23 protein-coding genes are annotated in these 24,867 nt (G+C 72.8%); 8 read left to right on the top strand and 15 right to left on the bottom strand.

The annotated features are described in order from the left end of the window. Positions 1 to 142: 142 nt before the first annotated feature. From hisG to metH, 6 genes are all read right to left on the bottom strand, one after another. A complete protein-coding gene (gene hisG, locus ACFVYA_RS42075; RefSeq protein WP_387053174.1) occupies positions 143 to 988 on the bottom strand; it encodes an ATP phosphoribosyltransferase in 846 nt (281 codons plus the stop codon). Between the two features lie 47 nt (positions 989 to 1,035). Beyond that, on the bottom strand, positions 1,036 to 1,299 hold the full coding sequence (locus tag ACFVYA_RS42080; RefSeq protein WP_086681128.1) for a phosphoribosyl-ATP diphosphatase: 264 nt from the start codon (positions 1,297 to 1,299) through the stop codon (positions 1,036 to 1,038). 121 nt (positions 1,300 to 1,420) lie between these two features. Further along, positions 1,421 to 1,906: a methylated-DNA--[protein]-cysteine S-methyltransferase gene (locus ACFVYA_RS42085; protein WP_285992072.1), complete on the bottom strand. Its 486-nt coding sequence runs from the start codon at positions 1,904 to 1,906 to the stop codon at positions 1,421 to 1,423. A 17-nt stretch (positions 1,907 to 1,923) separates the two neighbouring features. Further along, entirely contained in the window at positions 1,924 to 3,387 is a 1,464-nt protein-coding gene (locus ACFVYA_RS42090) for an AlkA N-terminal domain-containing protein (protein ID WP_387053177.1), read from the bottom strand. A 59-nt stretch (positions 3,388 to 3,446) separates the two neighbouring features. Further along, positions 3,447 to 4,079: an HAD family hydrolase gene (locus ACFVYA_RS42095; RefSeq protein ID WP_387053208.1), complete on the bottom strand. Its 633-nt coding sequence runs from the start codon at positions 4,077 to 4,079 to the stop codon at positions 3,447 to 3,449. 42 nt (positions 4,080 to 4,121) lie between these two features. Then, the gene (gene metH / locus ACFVYA_RS42100; protein ID WP_387053179.1) at positions 4,122 to 7,676 is read right to left on the bottom strand and encodes a methionine synthase; all 3,555 of its coding nucleotides are present in this window, start codon (positions 7,674 to 7,676) and stop codon (positions 4,122 to 4,124) included. Between the two features lie 38 nt (positions 7,677 to 7,714). On the opposite strand from metH, the gene ACFVYA_RS42105 reads away from it, so the two are divergent. Further along, on the top strand, positions 7,715 to 8,620 hold the full coding sequence (locus tag ACFVYA_RS42105; RefSeq protein ID WP_387053181.1) for a PAC2 family protein: 906 nt from the start codon (positions 7,715 to 7,717) through the stop codon (positions 8,618 to 8,620). A gap of 1 nt (position 8,621) precedes the next feature. Here the strand turns inward: ACFVYA_RS42105 and ACFVYA_RS42110 are convergent, their stop codons facing one another. Continuing rightward, positions 8,622 to 9,566: a phosphotriesterase gene (locus ACFVYA_RS42110; protein ID WP_387053183.1), complete on the bottom strand. Its 945-nt coding sequence runs from the start codon at positions 9,564 to 9,566 to the stop codon at positions 8,622 to 8,624. 38 nt (positions 9,567 to 9,604) lie between these two features. Here ACFVYA_RS42110 and ACFVYA_RS42115 point away from each other — a divergent pair, with 38 nt between their 5' ends. Beyond that, a complete protein-coding gene (locus tag ACFVYA_RS42115; RefSeq protein WP_387053185.1) occupies positions 9,605 to 10,150 on the top strand; it encodes a CGNR zinc finger domain-containing protein in 546 nt (181 codons plus the stop codon). Here the strand turns inward: ACFVYA_RS42115 and ACFVYA_RS42120 are convergent. Then, entirely contained in the window at positions 10,145 to 10,978 is an 834-nt protein-coding gene (locus ACFVYA_RS42120) for a metallophosphoesterase family protein (protein WP_387053187.1), read from the bottom strand. The genes ACFVYA_RS42115 and ACFVYA_RS42120 overlap by 6 nt on opposite strands. A gap of 31 nt (positions 10,979 to 11,009) precedes the next feature. Beyond that, positions 11,010 to 11,933, bottom strand: a complete 924-nt coding sequence (locus tag ACFVYA_RS42125; protein ID WP_387053189.1) for a helix-turn-helix domain-containing protein — start codon at positions 11,931 to 11,933, stop codon at positions 11,010 to 11,012. A 148-nt stretch (positions 11,934 to 12,081) separates the two neighbouring features. Here ACFVYA_RS42125 and ACFVYA_RS42130 point away from each other — a divergent pair, with 148 nt between their 5' ends. Next, a complete protein-coding gene (locus tag ACFVYA_RS42130; protein ID WP_387053191.1) occupies positions 12,082 to 12,354 on the top strand; it encodes a hypothetical protein in 273 nt (90 codons plus the stop codon). Next, the gene (locus ACFVYA_RS42135) at positions 12,351 to 13,739 is read left to right on the top strand and encodes a serine hydrolase (protein WP_387053192.1); all 1,389 of its coding nucleotides are present in this window, start codon (positions 12,351 to 12,353) and stop codon (positions 13,737 to 13,739) included. The genes ACFVYA_RS42130 and ACFVYA_RS42135 overlap by 4 nt, the downstream gene beginning before the upstream one ends. On the opposite strand, the gene ACFVYA_RS42140 is transcribed toward ACFVYA_RS42135, so the two are convergent. Then, a complete protein-coding gene (locus ACFVYA_RS42140) occupies positions 13,643 to 14,881 on the bottom strand; it encodes an MFS transporter (RefSeq protein WP_387053193.1) in 1,239 nt (412 codons plus the stop codon). The two genes, ACFVYA_RS42135 and ACFVYA_RS42140, sit on opposite strands and share 97 nt — an antisense overlap. Continuing rightward, positions 14,878 to 15,465 carry an ArsR/SmtB family transcription factor gene (locus ACFVYA_RS42145; RefSeq protein ID WP_387053195.1) on the bottom strand — a complete coding sequence of 196 codons (588 nt, stop codon included), beginning with the start codon at positions 15,463 to 15,465 and terminating at the stop codon, positions 14,878 to 14,880. Before ACFVYA_RS42145 ends, ACFVYA_RS42140 begins: the two co-directional genes overlap by 4 nt. Positions 15,466 to 15,610: 145 nt before the next feature. On the opposite strand from ACFVYA_RS42145, the gene ACFVYA_RS42150 reads away from it, so the two are divergent. After that, complete coding sequence (locus ACFVYA_RS42150; RefSeq protein WP_285993838.1) at positions 15,611 to 16,087, top strand: MarR family winged helix-turn-helix transcriptional regulator; 477 nt, start codon at positions 15,611 to 15,613, stop codon at positions 16,085 to 16,087. Between the two features lie 156 nt (positions 16,088 to 16,243). After that, positions 16,244 to 17,875, top strand: coding sequence for an ABC-F family ATP-binding cassette domain-containing protein (locus ACFVYA_RS42155; RefSeq protein ID WP_387053197.1), 1,632 nt, complete (start codon positions 16,244 to 16,246; stop codon positions 17,873 to 17,875). Between the two features lie 50 nt (positions 17,876 to 17,925). On the opposite strand, the gene mshC is transcribed toward ACFVYA_RS42155, so the two are convergent. Then, entirely contained in the window at positions 17,926 to 19,164 is a 1,239-nt protein-coding gene (gene mshC, locus ACFVYA_RS42160; RefSeq protein ID WP_285992085.1) for a cysteine--1-D-myo-inosityl 2-amino-2-deoxy-alpha-D-glucopyranoside ligase, read from the bottom strand. 24 nt (positions 19,165 to 19,188) lie between these two features. Next, on the bottom strand, positions 19,189 to 19,965 hold the full coding sequence (locus ACFVYA_RS42165; RefSeq protein ID WP_387053199.1) for a MerR family transcriptional regulator: 777 nt from the start codon (positions 19,963 to 19,965) through the stop codon (positions 19,189 to 19,191). 53 nt (positions 19,966 to 20,018) lie between these two features. Between ACFVYA_RS42165 and ACFVYA_RS42170 the strand changes: the two genes are divergently transcribed. Beyond that, positions 20,019 to 21,281 carry an amidohydrolase family protein gene (locus tag ACFVYA_RS42170; protein WP_387053201.1) on the top strand — a complete coding sequence of 421 codons (1,263 nt, stop codon included), beginning with the start codon at positions 20,019 to 20,021 and terminating at the stop codon, positions 21,279 to 21,281. Next, entirely contained in the window at positions 21,278 to 21,625 is a 348-nt protein-coding gene (locus tag ACFVYA_RS42175; RefSeq protein WP_387053203.1) for a hypothetical protein, read from the top strand. The genes ACFVYA_RS42170 and ACFVYA_RS42175 overlap by 4 nt, the downstream gene beginning before the upstream one ends. A 37-nt stretch (positions 21,626 to 21,662) precedes the next feature. Here the strand turns inward: ACFVYA_RS42175 and ACFVYA_RS42180 are convergent, their stop codons facing one another. Continuing rightward, complete coding sequence (locus ACFVYA_RS42180; RefSeq protein ID WP_387053205.1) at positions 21,663 to 23,624, bottom strand: hypothetical protein; 1,962 nt, start codon at positions 23,622 to 23,624, stop codon at positions 21,663 to 21,665. Then, on the bottom strand, positions 23,621 to 24,867 hold a 1,247-nt coding region (locus ACFVYA_RS42185; protein ID WP_387053207.1), incomplete at its 5' end, for an ATP-binding protein. The genes ACFVYA_RS42185 and ACFVYA_RS42180, both read right to left, overlap by 4 nt.

The following is a 24,867-nucleotide window of genomic DNA, read 5'->3' on the forward strand; positions in this document are numbered from 1 at the left end:
TGTTGTTTCTTGCGTCCTATCTCTTGCTGGGCACGTGGTCTTGGACCAGACCCCCGGCCCCCCCCCCCCCCCCCCCCGGGCGGCCGGGCGGTGGGGCGACCCCCCGGGGCCCCCCCGCCCCCCCCCCCACGACCGTGTGCGGTCAGAGGCGGCAGGACCGGATGTCCGACGCCAGGATCGCCTTGGCGCCCACCTCGGCGAGCTCGTCCATGACGAGGTTGACCTTCTTGCGCGACACCATCGCGCGCACGGCGACCCAGTCGTCGTCGGCCAGCGGCGCCACCGTCGGCGACTCCAGGCCCGGCGTGATCGCGATCGCGCGCTCCACCAGCGTCCGCGGGCAGTCGTAGTCGAGCATCATGTACTGCTGCGCGAACACGACCCCGCGCAGGCGCGCGGCCAGCTGCGACTTCGCCTTGCTCTCCTCGGTGCCCCGGCGCTGCAGCAGCACGGCTTCCGACACGCAGATCGGGTCGCCGAACGCCACCAGGTTGTTCTGCCGCAGCGACCGGCCCGACTCGACGACGTCCGCGATCGCGTCCGCCACGCCGAGCTGGATCGAGATCTCCACCGCGCCGTCGAGGCGGATCACCTCGGCCTCGACGCCGTGGCGGGCGAGGTCGTCGCGGACCAGCCGCGGGTACGACGTCGCCAGCCGCTTGCCGTGCAGGTCCGCCGGCTTCCAGTCCCGGCCGGCCGGGGCCGCGTAGCGGAACGTCGAGCCGCCGAAGCCCAGCGCCTGGACCTCCTCCACCGGGGCGCCCGAGTCGAGCGCGAGGTCACGGCCGGTGATGCCGAGGTCGAGGTCGCCGGAGCCGACGTAGATGGCGATGTCCTTGGGCCGCAGGAAGAAGAACTCGACCTCGTTCACCGGGTCGAGCACCGTCAGGTCGCGCTGCTCATGCCGCTTGCGGTAGCCCGCCTCGCCGAGCATCTCCGTCGCCGCGGCGGCGAGGGCTCCCTTGTTCGGCACGGCAACACGCAGCATTCGCTTCTCTCCTCGTTCCGCGCCCGGTCCAGCACCGGGCGACCCCGTCACAGGTAGCGGTAGACGTCCTCGGTCGACAGCCCGCGCCCGAGCATCAGCACCTGTACCCGGTACAGCAGCTGGGAGATCTCCTCGGCGAGGCGGTCGTCGGACTCGTGCTCGGCGGCGATCCACACCTCGCCGGCTTCCTCGAGCACCTTCTTGCCCTGGGCGTGCACCCCGGCGTCGAGGGCGACGACGGTGCCGGACCCGTCGGGACGGGTACGCGCGCGCTCGGCAAGCTCCGCGAACAGCTCATCGAAGGTCTTCACGGTCCGGAATCCTTCCATCCCGGACCCCGCGGCGCCGCCCCGCCCCGCCGTGGGTGCTGCCGATCTCACACTGCCGTGGACACCGATTCCCACGGGCTGGGAGCAACCCCCGCGACGGAACTCAGAAGAGCGCGCCCTGCTCGAAGTCCAGCAGGTACCGCTTGCGCTCGAGGCCGCCGCCGTAGCCGGTGAGCGAGCCGGTGGAGCCGACCACCCGGTGGCACGGGACGATGATGCCGATCGGGTTCTTGCCGTTGGCCAGCCCGACCGCCCGCGATGCCGCGGGGTTGCCCAGCCGGTCGGCGAGCTGCCCGTAGGAGATCGTCGTGCCGTACGGGATCTTGCGCAGCTGGGCCCAGACCGCCTGCTGGAACGGCGTGCCCACGAAAGTGAGCGGCACTTCGAACTCGTGGCGCTGCCCGGCGAAGTACTCCTTCAGCTCGGTTTCGGCGCGGTCGAAGACCTCCGCGCTCGGGTCGTGCGAGCCGAAGGTCAGCTCGTCCGGGCGGTGGCGCTGGTCGACCATGTAGAGGCCGCAGAGCGCGGCGCCCTCGGCGACCAGCGTCAACGGGCCGCACGGGCTGTCGACGACGGCGTGGGTGCGCATTTCTTCTCCTGTCGGTTTCATGCCGCGGGCATCCGGTTGATCGCGTGGTCTCCGGTGGCCCACAGGTGCTGGGTGGCGTAGGCGCGCCAGGGGCGCCACGCCGCGGACCGGGCGACGACGGCCGCCGGGCCGCCGAGGCCGAGGGCTTCCGCCGCGTACTTGATGCCGAGATCGGTGGGGAGGAAGGCGTCCGGGTCGCCGAGAGCGCGCATCGCGATGGTTTCGACCGTCCACGGCCCGAAGCCGGGCAACGCGCCCAGCGCGGCCCGGGCCGCCTCCCAGTCGCTGCCCGCGCTGAGGTCCAGGCCGTCGGTCAACGCCGAGACCAGCCCGAGCAGCGTGCGACGGCGGCTGCGCGGCATGGCCAGGGTCTCGGGGTCCAGCGAAGCGAGTGCCTCGGGCGAGGGGAACAGGTGGGTGAGGCCGCCTCCGGGGTCGTCGACCGGCTCGCCGTGCGCGACGACGAGCCGGGCCGCGTGGGTGCGCGCCGCCGCCGTCGAGACCTGCTGGCCCAGCACGGCCCGCACGGCGAACTCGGCGCCGTCGGTGGTGCGCGGGACCCGGCGGCCGGGCGCGGCCGCGACGAGGGGGGCGAGCAGCGGGTCGGTGGCGAGCTGGTCGTCGACGGCGACCGGGTCGGCGTCGAGGTCGAGCAGCCGGCGGCACCGGCTGGTGGCGGCCGGCAGGTCCCGCAGGTCGGCCAGGGTGAGCCGGCAGGCGATGTGGCCGTTCTCCGGCCGCAGCGCGACGACGCCGTGGCCGTGCGGCAACCGCAGCGTCCGCCGGTAGGCGCCGTCCCGCCACTCCTCCACGCCCGGCACGCCGGTCGCCACCAGGTGCCCGAAGAGGTTGTCCGGGCACAGCGGCTTCCGGTAGGGCAGCCGCAGCACGAGCGCTCCGGCGGCGGCCTGCGGCGTGCTCTTCGCGCGGCTGCGCAGCTCCGTCGGCGAGAGGGCGAACACCTCGCGGACGGTGTCGTTGAACGTCCGGATGCTGCCGAACCCGGCGGCCAGGGCCAGCTCGGTCATCGGCAGCTTGGTCGTCTCGATCAGGGTGCGGGCGGTCTGCGCGCGCTGGGCCCGGGCCAGAGCCAGCGGACCGGCGCCGAGTTCGGCGAACACCTGGCGTTCGACCTGCCGGACGCTGTAGCCGAGGCGGGCGGCGAGGCCGCGGACGCCTTCGGTGTCGACGACGCCGTCCGCGATCAGCCGCATCGCGCGCGCCACCAGGTCGGCGCGCTCGTTCCACAGCGGCGAGCCGGGACTGGCGTCGGGACGGCAGCGCTTGCACGCCCGGAACCCGGCCTGCTGGGCGGCCGCGGCGCTCGGGTGGAAGCTCATGTTCTGCCGCTTGGGCGGCACGACCGGGCAGCTGGGCCGGCAGTAGATCCGGGTCGTCAGCACCGCGCAGTAGAACCACCCGTCGAACCGGGCGTCCTTCGCCTGCACGGCCCGCACGCACCGCTCGAAGTCCTCATGCACCGCTTCAGCATCGCGGACCCGAGCCACCCCGGGCTAGCGGAAAAGCGACGTGGTCGTGGTCAGCCGAGCAGGGCCGCCAGCGCCGGCACGTCGATGCCGACGAGCGAGTCGCGGAACACCCGCCGCTCCCCCGCCTCGACCTCGACGTCGTTCGGGATGACCAGCACCGTGCACCCCGCCGCGACCGCCGACGCCGTGCCCGGCGGGGAGTCCTCGACCGCGACGCAGCGCGCCGGGTCGGCACCGAGCAGCTCGGCCGCCTTGAGGTACGGGCGCGGGTGCGGCTTGTTCAGACCTTCGACCTCGTCGCCGCACACGGTGACGTCGAAGAAGTCCCGGCCGATCGTGTTCAGCGCGAGCTCGGTCAGGTCGCGCTCGGTGGAGGTGACCAGCGCCGACCGCAAACCGGCTTCGCGCACCGCCGTCAACGCTTCACGCGCGCCCGGGCGCCACGGCAGCTCGTCGTCGAACAACCCCGCCGTGCGACGGCGGATTTCCTCGCCGGTCGCCGCGATCGCCTCGGGCGTCACCGGAAGGCCGACCACTTCGAGGAGGTACGCCGACGTATCGTCCATGTTGGACCCGACGAGGGTCATCCGCTGTTGCTCGGAAAGCTTGCCGCCGAGTGATTCCGCCGTCTCGTACAGCGCGACGTCCCACAGCTTTTCGGAATCGACGAGCGTGCCGTCCATGTCCCACAGCACGGCCACGAGTCCGTCCACAGTGGAGTCTCCTCAGGTGTTGAAGTACTTGGCTTCCGGGTGGTGGCAGACGATCGCGTCGGTCGACTGCTCGGGGTGCAGCTGGTACTCCTCGGACAGCTTCACGCCGATCCGGCCCGGTTCGAGGAGGGCGACGATCTTCGCCCGGTCTTCGAGGTCGGGACAGGCGCCGTAGCCCAGGGAGAACCTCGCCCCACGGTAGCCGAGCTTGAAGAAGTCCTCGACGTCGTCGGGGTCCTCTGAGGCGACCGCCACACCGCCGGGCAGGGTGAGCTCGGCCCGGATGCGGCAGTGCCAGTACTCGGCCAGCGCCTCGGTGAGCTGGACGCCGAGGCCGTGGACTTCGAGGTAGTCGCGGTAGGCGTCGGCGGCGAACAGCTCGTTCGCGTAGTCGGCGATCGGCTGGCCCATGGTGACGACGGTGAAGGGCACGACGTCGACTTCGCCCGTCTCCCGGGGACGGTAGAAGTCGGCCAGGCAGAGCCGCCGGTCGCGGCGCTGGCGCGGAAAGGTGAAGCGCAGCCGCTCCGGTGCGTCCGGCTCGGGTTCGGTGAGCACGACGAGGTCGTCGCCCTCGGCGACGCACGGGAAGTAGCCGTAGACGACGGCCGCGTGGGCCAGGACGCCGTCGGCGGTCAACCGGTCGAGCCAGTACCGCAGCCGCGGCCGGCCTTCGGACTCGACGAGTTCGTCGTAGGTCGGCCCGGCGCCGCCGCGGGCGCCCTTGAGCCCCCACTGCCCCATGAAGGTCGCCCGCTCGTCGAGCATGGCGGCGTAGTCGGCGAGCGCGACACCCTTGACCACCCGCGAGCCCCAGAAGGGCGGCGCCGGCAGCGGGACGTCGGTGGCGACGTCCGAGCGCGCGGGCGGCGGACTTTCGAGGGCTTCCTCGTCGGCCTTGCGGGCTTTGCGCGCCTCGGCGATCCGCAGCGAGCGTTCGCGGCGTTCCCTGCGCTCTCGGCGCTTCTTCTCCGCGTCGGCGTCCACCAGCGGCGACTCCCCGCGCTTGGCGGCCATGATCGCGTCCATCAGCCGCAAGCCTTCGAACGCGTCCCGGGCGTAGCGGACGTCGCCGAGGTACAGCTCGCTCAGGTCGTTCTCCACGTAGGACCGGGTCAGCGCCGCGCCGCCGAGCAGCACCGGCCAGCGCGCCCAGACACCCCGGGAGTTCATCTCCTGGAGGTTCTCCTTCATGATCACCGTCGACTTGACCAGCAGCCCGGACATCCCGATGGCATCGGCGCCGTTTTCCTCGGCCGCGTCGAGGATCGTCGTGATCGGCTGCTTGATGCCGAGGTTGACCACCTCGTAGCCGTTGTTGGACAGGATGATGTCGACGAGGTTCTTGCCGATGTCGTGCACGTCGCCGCGCACGGTGGCCAGCACGATCCGGCCCTTGCCGGAGTCGTCGCCGGTCTCCATGTGGGGTTCGAGGTGGGCGACGGCGGCCTTCATCACCTCGGCCGACTGCAGCACGAAGGGCAGCTGCATCTGCCCGGACCCGAACAGCTCGCCGACGGTCTTCATGCCGGACAGCAGCGTGTCGTTGATGATCTGCAGGGCGGGCCGCTGTTCCAGGGCCGCGTCGAGGTCGTCGGCGAGTCCGTTGCGTTCGCCGTCGACGATCCGGCGTTCGAGGCGTTCGAACAGCGGCAGGGCGGCCAGCTCTTCGGCGCGCGAAGCCTTGGACGACGCCGCGCTGACGCCCTCGAACAGGGCCATCAGCTCCTGCAGCGGGTCGTAACCTTCGCGGCGGCGGTCGTAGACGAGGTCCAGGGCGATCGCGCGCTGGTCGTCCGGGATCCGGGCCATCGGGAGGATCTTCGACGCGTGCACGATCGCGGTGTCCAGGCCGGCTTGGACGCATTCGTGCAGGAACACCGAGTTGAGCACCTGGCGCGCCGCCGGGTTCAGGCCGAAGGAGATGTTGGACAGGCCGAGCGTGGTCTGGACCTCGGGGTGGCGGCGTTTGATCTCGCGGATGGCTTCGATCGTTTCGATGCCGTCGCGGCGCGACTCCTCCTGGCCGGTGGCGATGGTGAAGGTCAGCGCGTCGATGATGACGTCGGAAGTCCGCAGCCCCCACTTGCCGGTGATGTCGTCGATCAGCCGGGTGGCGATGTCGGCCTTCTTGGTCGCGGTGCGCGCCTGACCCTCCTCGTCGATGGTCAGGGCGACGACGGCGGCGCCGTACTCGCCGACCAGGTCCATGACCTGGGTGAACCGGGACTCCGGGCCGTCGCCGTCCTCGTAGTTGACGGAGTTGACCGCGCAGCGGCCGCCGAGCCGCTGCAGTCCCGCCTTCAGCACCGCGACCTCGGTGGAGTCGAGCATGATCGGCAGGGTGGAGGCGGTGGCCAGGCGCCCGGCCAGCTCGGCCATGTCCGCGGTGCCGTCGCGGCCGACGTAGTCGACGCACAGGTCCAGCAGGTGGGCGCCGTCGCGGGTCTGTTCGCGGGCGATCTCGACGCAGTCGTCCCAGCGGCCCTCCAGCATCGCGGTCCGGAACGCCTTCGAGCCGTTGGCGTTGGTCCGCTCGCCGATCATCAGCACGCTGGCGTCCTGCTTGAACGGCACCGCCTGGTAGAGCGACGACACGCCCGGCTCGGGCCGCGGCCGCCGCGGGACCGGTTTTGTCTCGGAGACCGCTGCGGCGAGCTGCCGGATGTGCTCGTCGGTGGTGCCGCAGCAGCCGCCGACCAGGCCGACGCCGAACTCGCGGACGAACCCGGTCAACGCCTCGACCAGGGCCTCCGGGCCGAGCGGGTAGACCGCGCCGTCCGGGCCGAGCTCCGGCAGGCCGGCGTTGGGCATCACCGACAGCGGCACCCGGGCGTGCTTGGCCAGCTGCCGCAGGTGCTCGCTCATCTCGGCCGGCCCGGTGGCGCAGTTGAGCCCGATGACGTCGATGCCGAGCGGCTCCAGGGCGGCCAGCGCCGCGCCGACCTCGGTGCCGAGCAGCATGGTGCCGGTGGTTTCGACGGTGATCGAAGCGAGGATCGGCACGTGCCGGCCCTCGGCGGCCATCGCCCGCTTCGCGCCGATGATCGACGCTTTCGTCTGGAGGATGTCCTGGGTGGTCTCCACTATCACCGCGTCGGCGCCGCCGGCCAGCAGGCCCCGGACCTCTTCGCGGTAGGCGTCCCGCAGCGTGGTGAACGGCGCGTGGCCGAGCGTCGGGAGCTTCGTGCCCGGCCCGACCGAGCCGAGCACGAACCGCGGGCGGTCCGGCGTCGCGAACTCGTCGGCGGTCTCGCGGGCCAGCCGGGCGCCGGCCTCGGCGAGCTCGAAGATCCGCCCGGTGATGTCGTACTCGGCGAAGTTGGCGAAATTGGCCCCGAAAGTGTTCGTCTCGACGGCGTCCGCGCCCGCCTCCAGATAGCCCCGGTGCACCGAGCGGACCACGTCCGGCCGGGTGACGTTGAGGATCTCGTTGCAGCCTTCGAGGCCGTCGAAATCGGCCAGGCTGAGGTCGTGGGCCTGCAGGGCGGTGCCCATCGCGCCGTCGGCCACCAGAACGCGCGAGCGAAGGGCTTCGAGGAAGGGCGACGACAGGCGGTCGGACATGCTGAACAGGGTAAGGCCGGTGGTCGTAGGCTGGTCCGGTGAGTGAGCCCGTCGACGAGACCCCGCGGCCGCCCGGCGACCGCACCGAACCCACCCGGCCTTTGATGGTGGTCGCCTTCGAAGGCTGGAACGACGCAGGTGACGCGGCCAGCCGGGCGGTCGAGCACCTGCAGCTGAACTGGGACGCCACGCCGCTGGCCGAGCTGGAGCCCGACGACTACTACGACTTCCAGGTCAGCCGCCCGACCGTCCGGATGGTGGACGGCGTCACTCGACGGGTGGACTGGCCGACCACGACGCTGTCCGTGTGCCGCCCGGACGGGTTCGACCGGGACGTCGTCCTCGTGCAGGGCCCCGAGCCGAACATGCGCTGGCGCGCCTTCTGCGCCGAGCTGCTCGACCACATCAAGCAGCTGGACGTCGCGACGGTGGTGACGTTGGGGGCGCTGCTCGCCGACACCGCGCACACCCGCCCGGTCCCGGTGACCGGGACGGCGTACGACAAGGACACCGCGTCCCTGTACGGCCTCGACCTGAACAACTACCAGGGCCCGACCGGCATCGTCGGCATCCTGCAGGACTACTGCGTGCAGGCGGGCATCCCGGCCGTCTCGATCTGGGCCGCGGTGCCGCACTACGTGTCGCACCCGCCGTCCCCGAAGGCGACGCTGGCGCTGCTGCACAAGCTGGAGGACATCCTCGACGTCGAGATCCCGCTGGGCGCGCTGCCCGAGCAGTCCGAGGAGTGGCAGCGCACGGTCAGCGAGATGGCCGACGAAGACGAGGAGATCAGCGAGTACGTCCGCGGCCTCGAAGAGCGCGGTGACGCGCAGACCGAGGTCGCGGAGCAGGACGTCAGCGGCGACAAGATCGCCGCCGAGTTCGAGCGCTACCTGCGCCGCCGCGGCCGCGGCGGCGGGCAGGAGGGCTTCGGCCTGCGCTGAGTCACTTGAGCCAGCTGGTGGCGAACGCCCGCGCGGGGTTCGCCACCAGCATGGCGGTGACGACGTCGCCGCCGAGCTGCTTGGTCAGCCGCGGCGCGAGCGTGGTGAGCAGGTAACGCATCCCCGGGCCTTCGGCGACGTAGCGGGCCGCGGCCGTCGTCGTGTCGCCGCCGAGCAGGATCTGCCCGCCGTGACCGGCCTCGACGAGCGCTTGGAGACCGTCGAAGAGCCGCGGGTCGGTGGCGTGGTTGGCACGGGACGGGCCGTCGAAGGCCAGGAACACGCCGGTTTCGGCGATCTCGCGCTGGACCATCGGGTCCGGGTTGCGGTTGAGGTGACCGAGGATCACCCGTTCGGGTGGCACGCTCATTTTCTGGCACAACAGGTCGACGACTTCGAGACCCGCGGTGCCCAGTTCCAGGTGCACGGCGATCGGCGCACCGGTCTCGTCGTGGGCCACCGCGGCGGCGGTCAACGTCAGCCGCGCGTGGGAGTCGACACCGTGGTAGCCGCCGGCGACCTTGATCAGCCCGGCACGCGGCCCGGTCCGCGGGTCGTAGGGGCGGTCCGTCGGCGGAGTGCCCTCGACCAGGTCGTCGACGAAGACCCGGACCAGGTCGTCGATCACCTTGGTCAGCACGGTCGGTGAGTAGTGCGCGGCCCGGTGGAGGCCGGTGGCCGCCACCACGTGCATCCCCAGCTCTTCGGCCATCCAGGCCAGCTTGTGCGTCTGGCGACCGAGGCCGAACGGGGTCCACTGCACGACGGCCGCCCCGCCCGCCCCCTGGAAGCTGAGGAGCTCGTGGATCGCGTGCGTCGGGTCGTCGAGCTCCTGGCCCGGCAGCAGCTTCGAGGCGAAGAAGAGGTGGTCGTGCGAGTTCGTCACGCCCAGTTCGGCCGGATCGATGTCACCCAGCACCGTGCGGACCTTGGGTTCCCCAGTCACGACGGCGAGTGTAACGCCTCAGGCGTTACGATGGCGAGGTGTCCGAAGACTTCCGCCTCGACATGGGCGCACCCTGGCTGAACCTCCTGGCCACCCGCGGCCGCCACTTCGGGGCCCAGCCGGTCGAGCGGATCCAGACGGTGGAGCGGCTGCGCGACTGGCTCGCCCGGGTCGAGCTGGCCCCGCTCACCCCCGTCACGTACGCCGATGTGCGCGCGGCTCACCGGCTCCGCGAAGCCCTCCGGGACCTCGCGCTGGGCGTGGTCGACGGCGTTCCGCCCGGAGCCGGCCAGGTGCGCCCGCTGACGGCCTTCCTCAAGACCGAGCCGGTCCACCTCGCCGCGCTCGACCGGCTCCGGCGGAGCGCCCCCGCGACCGCCGCCGACGCGCTCGGCAGGCTGGCCTGCCAAGCCGCGGACTGGCTCACCGGGCCCCTGCGGCACGAGCTGCGGGTCTGCCCGGAGGAGGACTGCCGGGGTGTCTTCGCCGACCCGGGCGGGCGGCGGCGCTGGTGTCCTTCCCCGGCCTGCGCCAGCCGGGGCCGGGTCCGGGCGCTCAGGGAGCGGCGGCGCGGGGAATCATGACGGCCAGAGGATCCGGCGCATCGGCACCGCGCCCCGCGCCCGCTTCCGCCACTCGCGCGGATAGCCCAGCGAGACCTCTTCGAACCGGACGCCGTCGGCCTCGGTGCTGCGCGGGATGTGCAGGTGGCCGTAGACGGCGATCTCCGCGCGGTAGCGGACGTGCCAGTCCTCGGTTTTGGTCGTGCCGCACCAGAGCGCGAACTCCGGCCAGTACAGCGGCGCCGTCGGGTGGCGGTGCAGCGGCCAGTGCGACATCAGGATCGTGCCGTGGTCCCCGGGGATCGCGTCGAGGCGCTCGGTGCTGATCTTCAGCCGGTCCGCGCACCACGCCTGGCGGCTGGGGTACGGGTCCGGGTGCAGGAAGTACTCGTCCGTGCAGACCACCCCGGCCTCGCGCGCCTGGCGCAGGGCCTCCTCCAGGGACTTGCCCTCCGCCTCCGGGGTCCGCCAGCTGTAGTCGTAGAGCAGGAAGAGCGGCGCGATGGTCAGCGGCCGCGGACCGTGCCGCCAGACCGGGAACTCGTCCTCCGGGGTCAGCACGCCGATCTCGCGGCACTGTTCGACGAGGTACTCGTACCGGGCCTGGCCCCGCAGCTGGCAGTCGTCGTTCTTCGTCGTCCACAGCTCGTGGTTGCCCGGCACCCAGACGACCTTCGCGAACCGGCTGCGCAGGGTCTTCAGCGTCCCGATGGTGGCTTCGGCCAGCTCGGCGACGTCGCCGGCGACGAGCAGCCAGTCTTCGGGGGTTTCCGGGACGACCGAGTCGAGGATCAGGCCGTTGCCCTCGTGGGTCACGTGGAGGTCGCTGGTGGCGAAGAGGTGCGGCACCCCTCCACCGTAACCACCGCGGCCGGGGAAGCTACGCGAAACCTGCGATCCCTTCGCGCTGGACCGGGCTCAGGCGATCCGGCCTCGCCGTGACGGTGACCGTCCCGGAGCCGGCGTCGTGCAGGGCGAGGGGATCGGCGATGGCCGGACGGCGCCGGAGCGCGTCCACGGCGGCCACCGCCCGGTCCCGGGGCCAGCAGAGCGCGGCGGCCAGCTCGGCCACGGCCAGTGGCCGGCGGGCGTGCACCAGCGCGGCGACCACGGTCAGGGCGTCGTAGCCGGCCTCCTCCGCCAGGGTGCTGCCGTCCATCTGCTCGCTGAGCCGTCCGAAGAACCGGCCCATGCTCGCGAGCCGGGAGCCGGCGGTCGTGTCCGGCCCGAAGATCCCGATGCCCCGCCGCGCGACGGCCGCGATCCGCCCGTGCGCCCCGGTGTCGGCCTGCCAGGCCCGGAGCCAGACGTCGTCGTCGATCGTGTAGCGCTCGCGGCGCCCGCCCGGGTCCGGCCGGCGCCCGACCAGCTCCATCGCTTCCAGGGAGCCGATGGACTTGGACACCGAAGCCGGGCTGACCCGCAGCAGTGCCACCAGGTCGGCGGCGGTCAGCCCGCCGGCGTCGGCGGTCAGCAGGCAGACGAACACGCGGGCGGTCATCCGGGGCAGGCCGGTCGCGGCCAGCAGAGCCGCGAACTCGTCCACGAAGCCCCGCACCACCTCGGCGGGCTCTTCGGGCGGCTCGCCCGGCCGGGGCGGCCGGCGGCGGCGGGCGCGGTGGACGGCGGCCTCCTGCGCGTGGCCGGGCCGGTACTCGCCGGATGTGCTGTTGCGGGCCACCTCCCGGCTGATCGTGGACGTGGGGCGGCCGAGCCGCCGTCCGATCTCGGCGTACCCGAGCCCGCTGTCGAGCCAGCCCGCGATGCGGCGGCGGTCGTCGAGGGTCAGCCTGCCTCCGGGCACCCGGTTCTCCTCCCCGTGCGTTCACCCACACCACAGTGCAACGGCTCGTTGCGTTCGTCCGCAGTTCTGGTGCAATGATCCGTCGTTCCACCAGGGCTGCGGCATCATTTACGTTGAGACTGCTTGAAACGCAACGTAGCTTTTCCGCATGACGAAAGACAAGACGCACGTGCTGGCCATCTCGGCCGTCTCGGACGGGAGCAAGTTCTGGAACGGCTTGAAGAAGGCCCACGGCCGGCTTCCGCCGGGCGCGGTGTGGAAGCTGGCGGTGGCGAGCACGGACGGCACCCGGGCGGTGAACGTCATCGCCCACGACTCCGTCGACCGCGTGCGAGAGTTCTTCGAGACCCACGCCGGTGCCCACGCCTCGACCGAGTACTTCGAAGCGGACGCCGCGAACGCGGTGGGGCTCCCCCGATGACGATCCGGGACCGGGTGTCGGCCCTGCTGGCCGAGTACGGCATCCCGAGCGCCGCGGTCGGCGTGCTCCACGACGGCGTGATCACCGGGTTCGCCGTCGGCATCAGGGACGTCGAAACCGCCGAACCGGCGACGCCGGACACGGTCTACCAGTGCGGCTCCATGACGAAGACGTGGACCGCGCTGGTCTTCCTGCAACTGGTCGACGAGGGCAAGGCCGACCTGGACGAGCCGATCCGGACCTACCTGCCCGAGTTCAGGGTGGCCGATCCGGAAACGACCGCGAAGCTCACCGCGCGGCACCTGCTCAACCACACCAACGGTATCGAAGAAGCCTTCGGCGACCCCGGCGAAGACGACGACATCCACGAGCGCATGGTCGAGAACATCGCCGACGCACCACAGGTCTTCCCGCTGGGCCACACGCACGGCTACAGCGCGGCGCTGGGGTACGCGATCCTCGCCCGGATCACGGAGGTCCTCGACGGCAAGCGCTGGGACGACGTCCTGCGCGACCGGCTCTTCACTCCCCTGGGCCTGACCGGCACGAACAGCCGCCCCGAACAGGTGGACGGGACGCGGGCCGCGACCGGGCACCTGCTCCGGTCCCTCGCCGAAGGCCCCATCGTCACGCCGATGGCCTACCTCCCCCGGGAGTTCGGCCCCGGCGGCGGCATCACGTCGACGGTCCGCGACGTGCTCACGATGGCGCACGTCCTGCTCCACGAGGGTCTCACGCCGGACGGCAGGCGGATCGTCTCCGCCGCGAGCGTCCGGGAGATGCTGCGGTCGCGGGTGCCGGTCCCGGACCCGTACCTGTTCGGGCCGGCGTGGGCACTCGGCCTGATCGTCTGCGACTGGCACGGCGAAACCGTCTACGCCACCGACGGCAGCACGATCGGCCAGAACGCCCGGCTGCGGATCCTGCCGGACTCGAACACCGCCGTCGCCGTGCTGACCAACGGTGGCCCGCGGGAACCCTTCGCGCGCAAGGTGTTCACCGAGATCCTGGGGGACCTCGGCACGGCGGTCCCACCGGAACTGCCGGAGCCGGACCCGGCCCTGAAGCTCGACCTGCCGAGGTACGAAGGGGTGTACGAGCGGCCCGGCGCCCGGTACGAGGTGTCCGCCGAGGGCGGCGCGCTGCGCCTGACGCTGGACCTCGACCCGATGCAGGCGGAGTTCCTGGGCAAGCCCGCCCGCCTGACGTACGAGCTGCTGCCGGTGAGCCCGACGCATTTCCTGATGCCGTCGGCCGATCCGCTCGAAGACACGCAGACGGTGGCGATCTACGACTTCACCGAGGGGGCGGCCCGTTTCCTCCACACCAACTGCCGGGTCCACCCCCGGCGCGGGAGCAGCACCAGCACCCCGGCGAAGACGTAGACGGCGGCTTGGACGTTCAGCAGCAGCGCCGTCCCGGCCGTCGCCACCAGCGCCCCGGCCAGCAGCGCACCGACCGTGGTGAAGGTGGCCATCGCGGCGAACGTCGTGCTCAGCACGCGCCCCGTCCGTTCTGGGGCGACGGCGCTCTGGATCTCCGAGAGCGTCCCGGCGCCGACGACCACACCCGGGGCGCCGGCCATGGCGAACAACCCGGCGTACACGCCCAGCGCCGTCGTCACCGGCGCCAGGTTCCAGATCACCGCGGACAGCAGGCCCAGCCCGAGGGAGCCCCAGCCGAGCAGGGCGGCCGGCGCGACCCGCCGGGCCACGGTGGCGACGGCGAACCCGGCGGCCAGCCCGCCGATCGCCTGCACCCCGCGCAACAGGCCCGCGTCGGCTTCGCTGCCGCCCAGGACGTTCAGCACGTAGACCACGAACAGCACCAGGAACATGCCCTGGGCCACGGAGGTGAGCACGAGCGCGAGCCCGGTGCGCCACAGGCGCCGGTTGTGCGTCAGCTCGCGCAGGCCGTCGAGCCAGGCCCGCACCACCGGTTCCCGCACCGCGGCCGGCGCGGGCGCGGCGGCCCGGCGGAACGGCTTGGCCAGCAGGGCCGCGGCGACCACGAGCACGGCCAGATAACCGGCGATGACGTCGGCGAGCCCGCCGAAGCCCAGCAGCGCCCCGCCGGCCCAGCCGCCGGCCAGCCGGGCGACGCTGCCGTTCACGCTCATCAGGCCGTTCGCCGGGGTCACTTCGGCGACGCCGACCAGCTCCGGCACCAGCGCGTTGCGCGCGGGTTCGAACACCGACGCCAGCGCCGCCTGCGCGGCCATCACCGCGTACACCACGGTGACGCCGGGCTCGGCCAGCAGCGGGAGCGCCACGACGGCGAGCCCGCAGCAGACCCCGAACAGCACCGCGCGGCGGTTCCACCGGTCGGCGACGACGCCGGCCACCGGGCTCAGCAGCACCGCGGGCAGCAGGCCGAGCACGATGCTCAGCGCCGTCGTCGCGGCGGAGCCGGTGCGCTGGAAGACGTAGATCGGCAACGCGACCTGCAGCATCCACTCGGCCGTCTCGCCGAAGAACGCGGCCACCCACAGCCGGGCGAACGCCGGAACCCCCAGCAGCTGCTTCACTCCTCCGCCTTTCCCGAGTGTTCGATGCGCGGGAACGCCCGCAGGCTGACGTGCACCGGGCGCGCGTTCGCCGGGGCGTCCGGCCGGATCGCGCCGACGTAGGGCCGGACCAGCGCGTCGATCGCGTCGCCCAGCCGGGTCAGCTCTTCCGGCGTGACGCGCAGCGCGTACGTCGAGAGCCCCGACGCCGCGACCCAGGCCGGGTCGAGGTCGTCGAGGGAGTCCAGGTAGCGCTGGGTCAGCTCCTGCTCGTGCCCGAGGCTCGCGCCCACGACGCCCAGCTGGGCGGCCCGGCGGGCCGGGTCGTCGGCGAACCGGCCGATGTCCAGCCCGACCTGCCGGGCGCGCCACGGCCGTTCCCGGCCGTCCTCGGCGTCGGCCCGCTCCACCAAGCCGTACTGCGCGAGCTGCCGCAGGTGCCAGCTGCAGTTGGACGCCGTCGAGCCGACCGCCTCGGCGCACTCGCTCGCGGTGCGCGGGCCGACGGCGGTCAGGTGGTTCAGCAGCGCCGACCGCAGCGGGTGCGCCAGCGCCCGCAGCAGCTCGACGTCTTCGATCCGCTTGCGCGGCGGCAGCCCGGCCATCGGTCGTCCAATCTGAAAGAACCATTTCGAAAGTCTTCTTTCATAGTTCGTCCCGCCCGCGGGATTGTCAACCGGCTCCGCTATCGTTCGCGGGGCAGTGACTGCGCGAAGCAGTGACTGCGTCGTGACCGACCTTGGATGGACGTTGCCCGACCAGCGCGAACTCGCCACCGCCGCCGCCCTCGCCCTCCCCCGGTTCGTGGGCTCGACCGCGCTCTTCCACGCCGCGGTCGCCGAGCGGATGGCCGTCACCCCGACCGAGCTGCACTGCCTGCACCTGCTCCACGGCGGCGTCAGCGACTCCCCGACCGAACTCGCCCGGCTGCTCGGGATGAGCACGGGCGCGTTCACCCGGCTGCTCGACCGGATGGAACGGCACCGGCTCGCCGAACGCGCCCCCGATCCCGCCGACCGGCGCCGGCTCGTCGTGCGGCCGCTCCCCGACCGGATGGCCGAACTCGCCGAGCTGTACGCGCCGATGGCGCGGTTCGTCGGCGAACGCCTCGCCCGCTTCGACCGCCGTCAGCTGACCGCCCTGCTCGAGTTCCTCACCGACGGCACCGCGGCGGCGGAACGGTCGACGGCGGACCTGCCGGATGTGACCCAGGCCATAACCGGTTGACTAACTCTACTGATGTTGCGTTAACCTGGTTCCACTATGAGGAACTGAACCGCGCCCATCCCGCTTGAGGCGGCACCCGGTCGAGCCGACGCTCCCGCGTGCCACGACGCCCGGCCGGGATCTCCGCTTTCTTCCCCCAGGGCCCGGTGATCACCTGTGTCTACCCTCTTTCCGTTGCAGGCCAAGGACGTCGTCTTCGGCTACGGCACCCGCGTCGTCCTCGACGGCGTCTCCCTCACCGCGTCGGCCGGGCAGCGGCTCGGCCTCGTCGGCGAAAACGGCACCGGCAAGTCCACTCTGCTGCGCCTGCTCGCCGGGCTCGACGAACCGCGCTCCGGCGAGGTGCTCCGCGGCCCGGACGTCGGGTTCCTGCTGCAGGAACTGCCGCATCCCCCGGACGCGACCTTCGCCGACGTGCTCGACGGCGCGCTCGCCGAGATCCGGGCCGCCGCGGCCCGCCTCGACGAGCTGACCGCGGCCATGACCGACCGGCCCGATGACGAAGGCGTGCTCGAGGAGTACGGCCGGGTGCTGGAGTGGGCGCAGGCCCACGACCTCTGGGACGCCGACCGCCGCGCCAAGCTCGTCTGCGACGGGCTCGGCCTCGGCGGCGTCGCACCGGACCGGCGGCTCGGCACGCTGTCGGGCGGGCAGCGCTCGCGGCTCGGCCTGGCCGCGCTGCTGATCCGGCAACCGGAGACGCTCCTGCTCGACGAGCCGACCAACCACCTCGACGACGCGGCGATGGCGTTCCTGGAACGGCACCTCGTCGAGCTGACCGGGATCGTGGTGCTGTCCTCGCACGACCGGGTGTTCCTCGACGCCGTCTGCACCGACATCGTCGACCTCGACCCGGCCGCGGCCGACCGGCAGGCCGGCGGCGCGGTCCGCTACGGCGGCAGCTACACCGACTACCTCGGTCACAAGAAGGCCGAGCGGGCTCGCTGGGAGCAGCGCTTCGCCGAGGAGCAGGAGGAACTGAAGGAGCTGCGGGAAACCGTCGCGGTCACGGCGCGCAACGTCGCCTACGGCCGCGGCCCGCGCGACAACGACAAGTTCATCCACGCGTTCAAGGGCGCTCGCGTCCAGAAGACGATCTCGCGGCGGGTGCGCGACGCCGAGCAGCGCCTGGAGAACCTGGAACGCGACCAGGTCCGCAAGCCCCCGGCGCCGTTGCGGTTCAAGGCGGACCTCACCGCCCGCGCGACCGGCGACGGCCCGGCGATCTCGGCGTGCTCACTCGAAGTGCCGGGACGGTTGTCGCTGCCTCGGCTGGACGTCGGCGGTTCGGCCCGGCTGCTCGTCACCGGCGGGAACGGCGCCGGGAAGTCGACGCTGCTTTCGGTGCTGGCCGGCCGGCTCGCGCCCGCGGCCGGGACGGTCCTCTTCGGACACGGGGTGCGGGTCGGGCTGCTGGAGCAGGACGTCGTGTTCGCCGAGCCGGAACGGAACGCGGCCCGGGTGTACCGGGACGCACTCGGCGAGGACGCTCCCCCGCTGAGCCGGCTGGGCCTGCTGGCGTCCCGGGATCTGCGGCAGCCGGTGGGGGCGCTGTCGGTCGGCCAGCGGCGGCGGCTGGCCTTGGCGATCCTGCTCGCCGACCCGCCGGACGTCCTGCTGCTGGACGAGCCGACGAACCACATTTCGCTGACCCTGGCGGAAGAACTGTTCGCGGCGCTGGAAACCGCGCCGGGCGCGGTCGTCATCGCGTCCCACGACCGGTGGCTGCGCCGGGATTGGGCGGGCGACCGCCTGGAACTGGCCGCCGGCCGGCCAGTGGCGGTATAGGCCGTTATACACACGAGGGGCCCGGTGGCGCACCGGGCCCCTCGTCGTGGTCAGAGTGCGATGCCGAGGAGGGCGTCGACGGCGTCGCGGATCAGGGCCGGGGCCGTCGGGTCGGTGCCGTCGCGGCGCAGGGCCTCGGTCGCCCACGCGTCGATCGCCGCCAGGGCCTTCGGCGTGTCGAGGTCGTCGGAGAGGTGGTCGCGCAGCCGCGTGACGGTGTCCTCCGCCGCCGGTCCGGTGGCCAGCGAGACGGCTTCCCGCCAGCGCGCGAGCCGGGTTTCGGCGTCGGCCAGCAGCCGGTCCGTCCAAGGGCGGTCGGCGCGGTAGTGGCCGGCGAACAGCGCCAGCCGGATCGCGCCCGGGTCGACCTTGTCGGCGCGCAGCCGGGAGACGAACACGAGGTTCCCGCGCGACTTCGACATCTTCTCGCCGTCGAGGCCGATCATCCCGGCGTGCACGTAGTGGCGGGCGAACCGGCCGTCCTTGGCGACGGCTTCGGCGTGCGCCGCGCTGTACTCGTGGTGCGGGAAGATCAGGTCCGAGCCGCCGCCCTGGAGGTCGAACCCGAGGCCCAGCCGGTTGACCGCGATCGCGCTGCACTCGATGTGCCAGCCCGGGCGGCCCGCACCCAGCTCGGATTCCCACGACGGCTCGCCTTCGCGGGCCACGCGCCACACCAGCGCGTCCAGCGGGTGGCGCTTGCCGGCCCGGTCGGGGTCGCCGCCGCGCTCGGCGAAGAACTTCGCCATCGTCTCGGCGTCGTAGTTCGATTCGTAGCCGAACTTCCCGGTCGCCGTGTGGTCGAAGTAGACGTCGGGGAATTCCGGGTCGTCCGCGCGGTAGGCGCTGCCGTTGGCCAGCAGCTTGGCGATGACCTCGACGATCTCCGGGATGCTCTCGACCGCGCCGACGAACTGCCGCGGCGGGATGACCCGCAGCGCGGTCATGTCCTCGCGGAACAGCGCCGTCTCGCGCATGCCCAGCACCACCCAGTCGTCCTGGTCGCGCGCGGCGCGTTCCAACAGCGGCTCGTCGATGTCGGTGACGTTCTGCACGTAGTGGACGTCGTGCCCGTTGTCCCGCCAGATGCGGTTCACCAGGTCGAAGGCGAGGTAGGTCGCGGCGTGCCCCAGGTGTGTCGCGTCGTAGGGCGTGATGCCGCAGACGTACATCCGGGCGGTGGCGCCGGGCGCGGTCGGGCGGATCTGCCCGGTGGCCGTGTCGTGGAGCCGCAGCGGGCGGGGGGTGCCGGGGATGCGGGGCACGTCGACCGATGACCAAGTCTGCATGCCTCGACTGTAATTGCCGGGTCGTCAGGCCTTCCCGAGCGGTGGGACGAGCCGTACTCGCGCGTAGGCTTCGATGGCGCGCGCGAGCCACGCCGGCAGCTCCGGATCGGCTCGCTCGGCCAGCTCCCGTTGCCGGGGATCGTTCAGGTACAGCCCGCCCATCGCGGCGTAGGCGGGGGCGGTCGGCTGCCAGAAGTGGCTCACGGACTCGTAGTGCTCGGCGACGGCGTCGAGCGCGGCGGGGTCCTCCGGTGCGGCGCCGGAGCGCATGACGGCGGCCAGCCGCCGGAACAGCGCGGCGCTCCGGGCGGCGGCGTGCTCGTAGTCCGCGGCGGTGAGCCCGACCTGGGCGGCCTGGGCGGTGTCGAAGGCCACCGCGGCGCCTTCGCCGAACGTCTCGCGGTAGCTCTGCCGCATGGTGGCGCCGTCCTTGCGCAGGCCGGCGAAGAACCGGTCGGGATCGTCGATCCGGGCGTGGGCGAGGTCGGTGATCGTCTCCTCGACGGTGGCGATGACGCGGTCGAGGCGGCGGCGCTCCTCCTCGAGCTGGGCCAGGTGCCCGCGCAGCGCGGCGGCCTCGTCGACCTGGTCGCCCAGCACCGCCCCGATCTCGGCCAGGCCGAGGCCGAGCCGCCGCAGCAGCAGGATGCGCTGCAGGCGCAGCAGTTCGGGCCGCCCGTACCAGCGGTAGCCGTTCGCCGCCACCGACGCCGGCGTGAGCAGGCCGATCGCGTCGTAGTGGCGGAGCATCCGCGCCGAGACGCCGGAGGCCTTCGCGACCTGGCTGATCGAGTACTGCATCCCGCCAGCTTAGAAGTTGACCTTCACACGGTGTCAACTTTTATCGTGACGTCGTGACCACGACCATCACCGGCGCCCGCGTCTTCGACGGCGAGCGCCTCACCGACCACACCGCCGTCCGGCTCACCGGCGGCCGCATCACCGCGCTCGGCGACGGCACCCTGCGCCGGCCGGGCGACGAGCACGTCGACGCCCGCGGCGGCACCCTGCTGCCCGGGCTGATCGACGCCCACGTGCACCTGCTGCCCGGCGCGCCCCGGCAGGCACTCACCTTCGGCGTCACGACCGTGCTCGACATGTTCAGCAAGCCGGACACGGTCGGAGAGGCGCTGGCCCGCGGCGCCGGGCCGGACTGCGCCGACGTGCGCTCCTCGAGCGTCGGAGCCACCGCGCCGGGCGGGCACCCGAGCATGATGTACGCACCGTTCCCGTACGTCACCGGACCGCGGGACGCCGGGCGGTTCGTCGCCGACCGCGTCGCCGAAGGCGCGGCGCACCTGAAGGTGCTCTACGACGACGGCACCGGCGGCCCGATGCCGATGCCGTCGCTGGACGTGCCGACGATCGCCGCGCTGGCCGAAGCCGCGCACGCGGCCGGCCTGGTCGTCGCCGCGCACGTGTCGACCGCACGCGGGGCGATGGACCTGCTGCCCACCGGGGTCGACGTGCTCGCGCACGTCCCGTTCGACGCGCTCACCGGAGGACAGGTCGACGCGATCGCCGCGGCGGGCGTCGCGGTGATCTCGACGCTGTCGGTGGCCGACGGCTTCCCGGGCGGTTCGCTGCTGACCGAGCCCGCTCTCGCGGCGCGGCTGGGGCCCGCGTGGCGTGCCGTCCTCGAGCGGCAGGAGCAGCGGTGGCTGCCGCCGCAGCTGCCGGACTTCGCAGCGGCGCGCGTCAACACCCGGCTGCTGCACGCGGCCGGCGTGCCGGTGCTGGCCGGGACGGACGCGCCGAACCCGGGCACCGTGCACGGCGCCAGCCTGCACCGGGAGCTGGGGTACCTCGTCGGCGCGGGGCTTCCGCCGTCCGCCGCGCTGGCCGCGGCGACGGCCCGCCCGGCCCGGGTGTTCGGCCTGGCCGACCGCGGCCGGATCCGGCCCGGGCTGCGCGCGGATCTCGTTCTGGTCGACGGACGCCCGGACGAGGACATCACCGCGACGCAGCGGCTCACCGCGGTGTGGAAGCAGGGGGTCCGTGCCGATCCGGCCGGTTACGTCGGCTCGGCCGACGAGCAGACCGGTCTGGACGCCTTGCGGGCCCAGACGGAAAAGGTGATCGCCGCCGTCCGCGACCGGCTGGGAGTGCGGCTGTGAGCACGACCGAGGTCCGGCGCGAGGAGGACGGCGAGCTCCTCGGCCACCTCCGGCTCACCGGGTCGGGCTGGGAGCCGGTCACCGTGTTCCACGCGGCGCTCGCCGGGCCGACGAGCCGGGAGGAAGCCGAGGACGTGGTCCGCCGCGACGGCCTGCCGAGCCTGGGCGACCCGTGGTGGGCCGAGGAGGCGCCGGGGCGGTGGACGGAGGTGCGCATCCAGGAAGCGCACCCCGACCGGCTGCGGGTGCGGTGGACGGATCCCTTGGCCGAGCAGCCCGCGCACGGCCGGTGGATCGACCCGCGCGAAGTGTGCCTCCGGCGGTACCACCCCGGACGCCGGTGACCGGGTGCTGCCGCGGCCGCGGGAGCACCCGCCGGGGTCACCGCCGCGTGCGCAGGTAGTCGCCCACCACCGCCGCGCCGAGACCGTCGAGGTCCGGGGCGATCACCCGGCCGCCCGAGCGGCGGGCGATCAGGTCCACGAACGACGTCAGCCGCGGGTCGTCGCCGAGGCGGAACACCGAAATCGACGCACCCAGCTTCGCCAGGCGATCCACTTCGGACAGTGTCTTGTGGAGGGTCCGGGGCTGGGGCGGGTAGTCGAAGACCGCTTCGCCGTCGGGTTCCAGGTGGGCCGTCGGCTCGCCGTCGGTGACCATCAGGACCACCGGCTGGGCGTCCGGGTGCCGCCGCAGGTGCTGCCCGGCGAGCAGCAGTCCGTGGTGGGCGTTGGTGCCCTGCTCCCACGCACCCTCCAGGCCGACCAGCTCCGGCAGCTCCACCGACTGCGCGTAGCGGCCGAAGATGATCAGCTGCAGCGCGTCGTTGCGGAAGCGGGTGCTGATCAGCTGGTGCAGCGCCAGCGCGGTGCGCTTCATCGGCAGCCAGCGGCCCTCCGAAACCATCGACCACGACGTGTCGACCAGCAGCGCCACCGCCGCCCGGGACCGGTGCTCGGTCTCGACCACTTCGACGTCCTCGACGTCGAGGCGGACCTGCCGCTCCCCCAGCGACACCGACCGGAGAACGGCGTTGCGGATGGTGCGCGGCACGTCCCAGGGCTGCATGTCCCCGAACCGCCACGGCCGCGACGCGCCGGTGGGCTCGCCCGCCGCGCCCGCCGACTCGGTCTCGCGCTCGCCGGTCTTGCCGCGCAACGCGTTCACGATGTCGGACAACGCTGTCTCGCCGAGGCGCCGCAACGCCTTGGGCGACAACCGGAGCGAGCCGTCGGCGGCCCGCTCGAACAGGCCCTGGCGGCGCAGTTCCCGCTCCAGTTCGGCCAGCCGGCGGGCGTCGACGCCCGCGTCCTTGCCGAGCTGGGCTTCCAGCGCCTCCAGGTCGATGTCCTCCAGCCGCGCCCCGGGGTAGGACTGGCCCAGCTGCTCGGCCAGCGCGTCCAGTTCCGCGAGATCCTGCATGGCCTGGGCGCCTTCGCCCATGCCCAGCGGGTTGTTGCCGCGGAAGCGCGCCGAGCCGGTCCAGTCCTCGCCCGGGCGCGCCGCCCGGAGCTGACTGTCCAATTGGGACAGCTGCTGCGCCAGCCGCGGGTCGCCGAAGGCCTGCTGGGTCAGCTCGGCGAGTTCCGCGCGCTGCTCGGCCGACATCGAGTTGAGCATGCGCTGCGCGGCCGCCGACCGCTCGGCCAGCGCGTCGATCAGCTCCTCGACGTTCCGCGGGTTCTCGGGGAAGAACTCGCCGTGCTTGCCCATGAAGTCTTCGAAGCGCTGCTGGATGTCCTCGGCGCCGCGGGCGTGTGCCGCGAGGAGGTCGTTGAGGTCGGAGAGCATCTCGTTGATCCGCTCGACGTCCTCGGGCCCGGCGTTCTGCAGCGCCTGCTTCATGCCCTGGAACCGGGACTCCATCAGCTCCTGGCCGAGCAGGTCCCGGATCTGCTGGTAGTTCTCCCGGCCCTGTTCGGAGCGCCAGTCGTAGTCCGCCAGCTCGTTGACGGCCGCGGCCGTGCCCGGCGGCAGCGCGTCGAGCTGGGCCTCCCGGAACCGGGCGTCGTCGTCCGGGTCCGGGAACAGCTCGCGCCGCTCGGCGTCGAGGGCCTCCTGCAGCAGGCGCTGGACCTCCTGGAGGGTGCCGTCGAGGTTGTTGCGCCGCTGGATCTGCGAGCGGCGCTGCCAGAGCCGCCGGGTCAGCTCGTCGAGGCCCGCGGTGCGCTCGGTGCCGCGCCGGAGCATCTCCTCCAGCGCGGCCCGCGGCGAGGCCCCGGCCATGACGTCCCGGCCGATCTCGTCGAGCGCGTCGCGCAGGTCGGCCGGCGGCGCGAGGGGGTCCGGCCCGTCGTGCCACGGGCCGTAGGAGTAGCCGTCGGGAAGCGGGACCGCGGTCATCGGCCGTAGACGGTCGTCGTGTCGTCGGAGTCCTTGGCGAGCCTTCGCGACAGGAACAGCGATTCCAGCGCCAGTTCGACGGCGGCCGCGATCCGGCCGGCGGGCTCGTCGGCGGAGACCCCGGCCCGCCGGGCGACCTCGTGCAGCACCGGCAGCTCCGGCAGGGCTTCGAGGACGTCCTTGCCCGGCACGCGCTCGCCGGTGGACACCAGGTGGCCGTCGCCGACCGCGTCGGCCAGCGGCCGCAGGTCGAGGCCGGCGAACCGGTCGCGCGCGGTCTCGGCGATCGCCAGGCGCAGCAGGTGCACCAGGTGCTCGATCTCGCGGCCCTCTTCGCCGGGCTCGAACTCGATCTTGCCGCGCAGCACCGACGGCACGGCGTCGAGGTCGACCGGGCGGGCCACCGCGGGCTCCTCCCCGGTCAGCGCCGAGCGCCGCAGGGCCGCGGCCGCCACGGTCTCCGCCGCGGCGACGGCGAACCGCGCCGAGACGCCGGAACGCTGGTCGATCACCGTCGACTCGCGGAGGTTGCGGACGAACCGGGCGAGCACCTCCAGCAGCGGCTCGCCGACTTCGGCGACGAGGTTCGCCTCCTGCCGGACGACGGCGATCTCCGACTCGACGTCCAGGGGGTAGTGGGTGCGGATCTCGGCGCCGAAGCGGTCCTTCAGCGGGGTGATGATCCGGCCGCGGTTGGTGTAGTCCTCGGGGTTCGCGGTGGCGACGAGCAGGACGTCCAAAGGCAGCCGCAGCGTGTAGCCGCGGACCTGGATGTCGCGCTCCTCCATCACGTTGAGCAGGGCGACCTGGATGCGTTCGGCCAGGTCGGGCAGCTCGTTGATGGCGACGATCCCGCGGTGGGCCCGCGGGACGAGACCGAAGTGGATGGTCTCCGGGTCGCCGAGGCTGCGGCCTTCGGCGACCTTCACCGGGTCGACGTCGCCGATCAGGTCGCCGACCGAGGTGTCCGGCGTGGCGAGCTTTTCGGTGTAGCGCTCGGAGCGGTGGCGCCAGGTCACCGGCAGGTCGTCGCCGAGCTCCGCGGCCCGCCGGATCGACGCGGGCGTGATCGGCTGCAGCGGGTGTTCGCCCAGCTCGGAGCCCTCGATGACGGGTGTCCACTCGTCGAGCAGGCCGGCGAGGGTGCGCAGCAGGCGGGTCTTGCCCTGGCCGCGTTCGCCGAGCAGGACGACGTCGTGGCCGGCCAGCAGCGCGCGTTCGAGCTGCGGCAGCACGGTGCGGG

The organism is Amycolatopsis sp. NPDC058278 (assembly GCF_042881395.1).
Lineage (GTDB): Bacteria > Actinomycetota > Actinomycetes > Mycobacteriales > Pseudonocardiaceae > Amycolatopsis.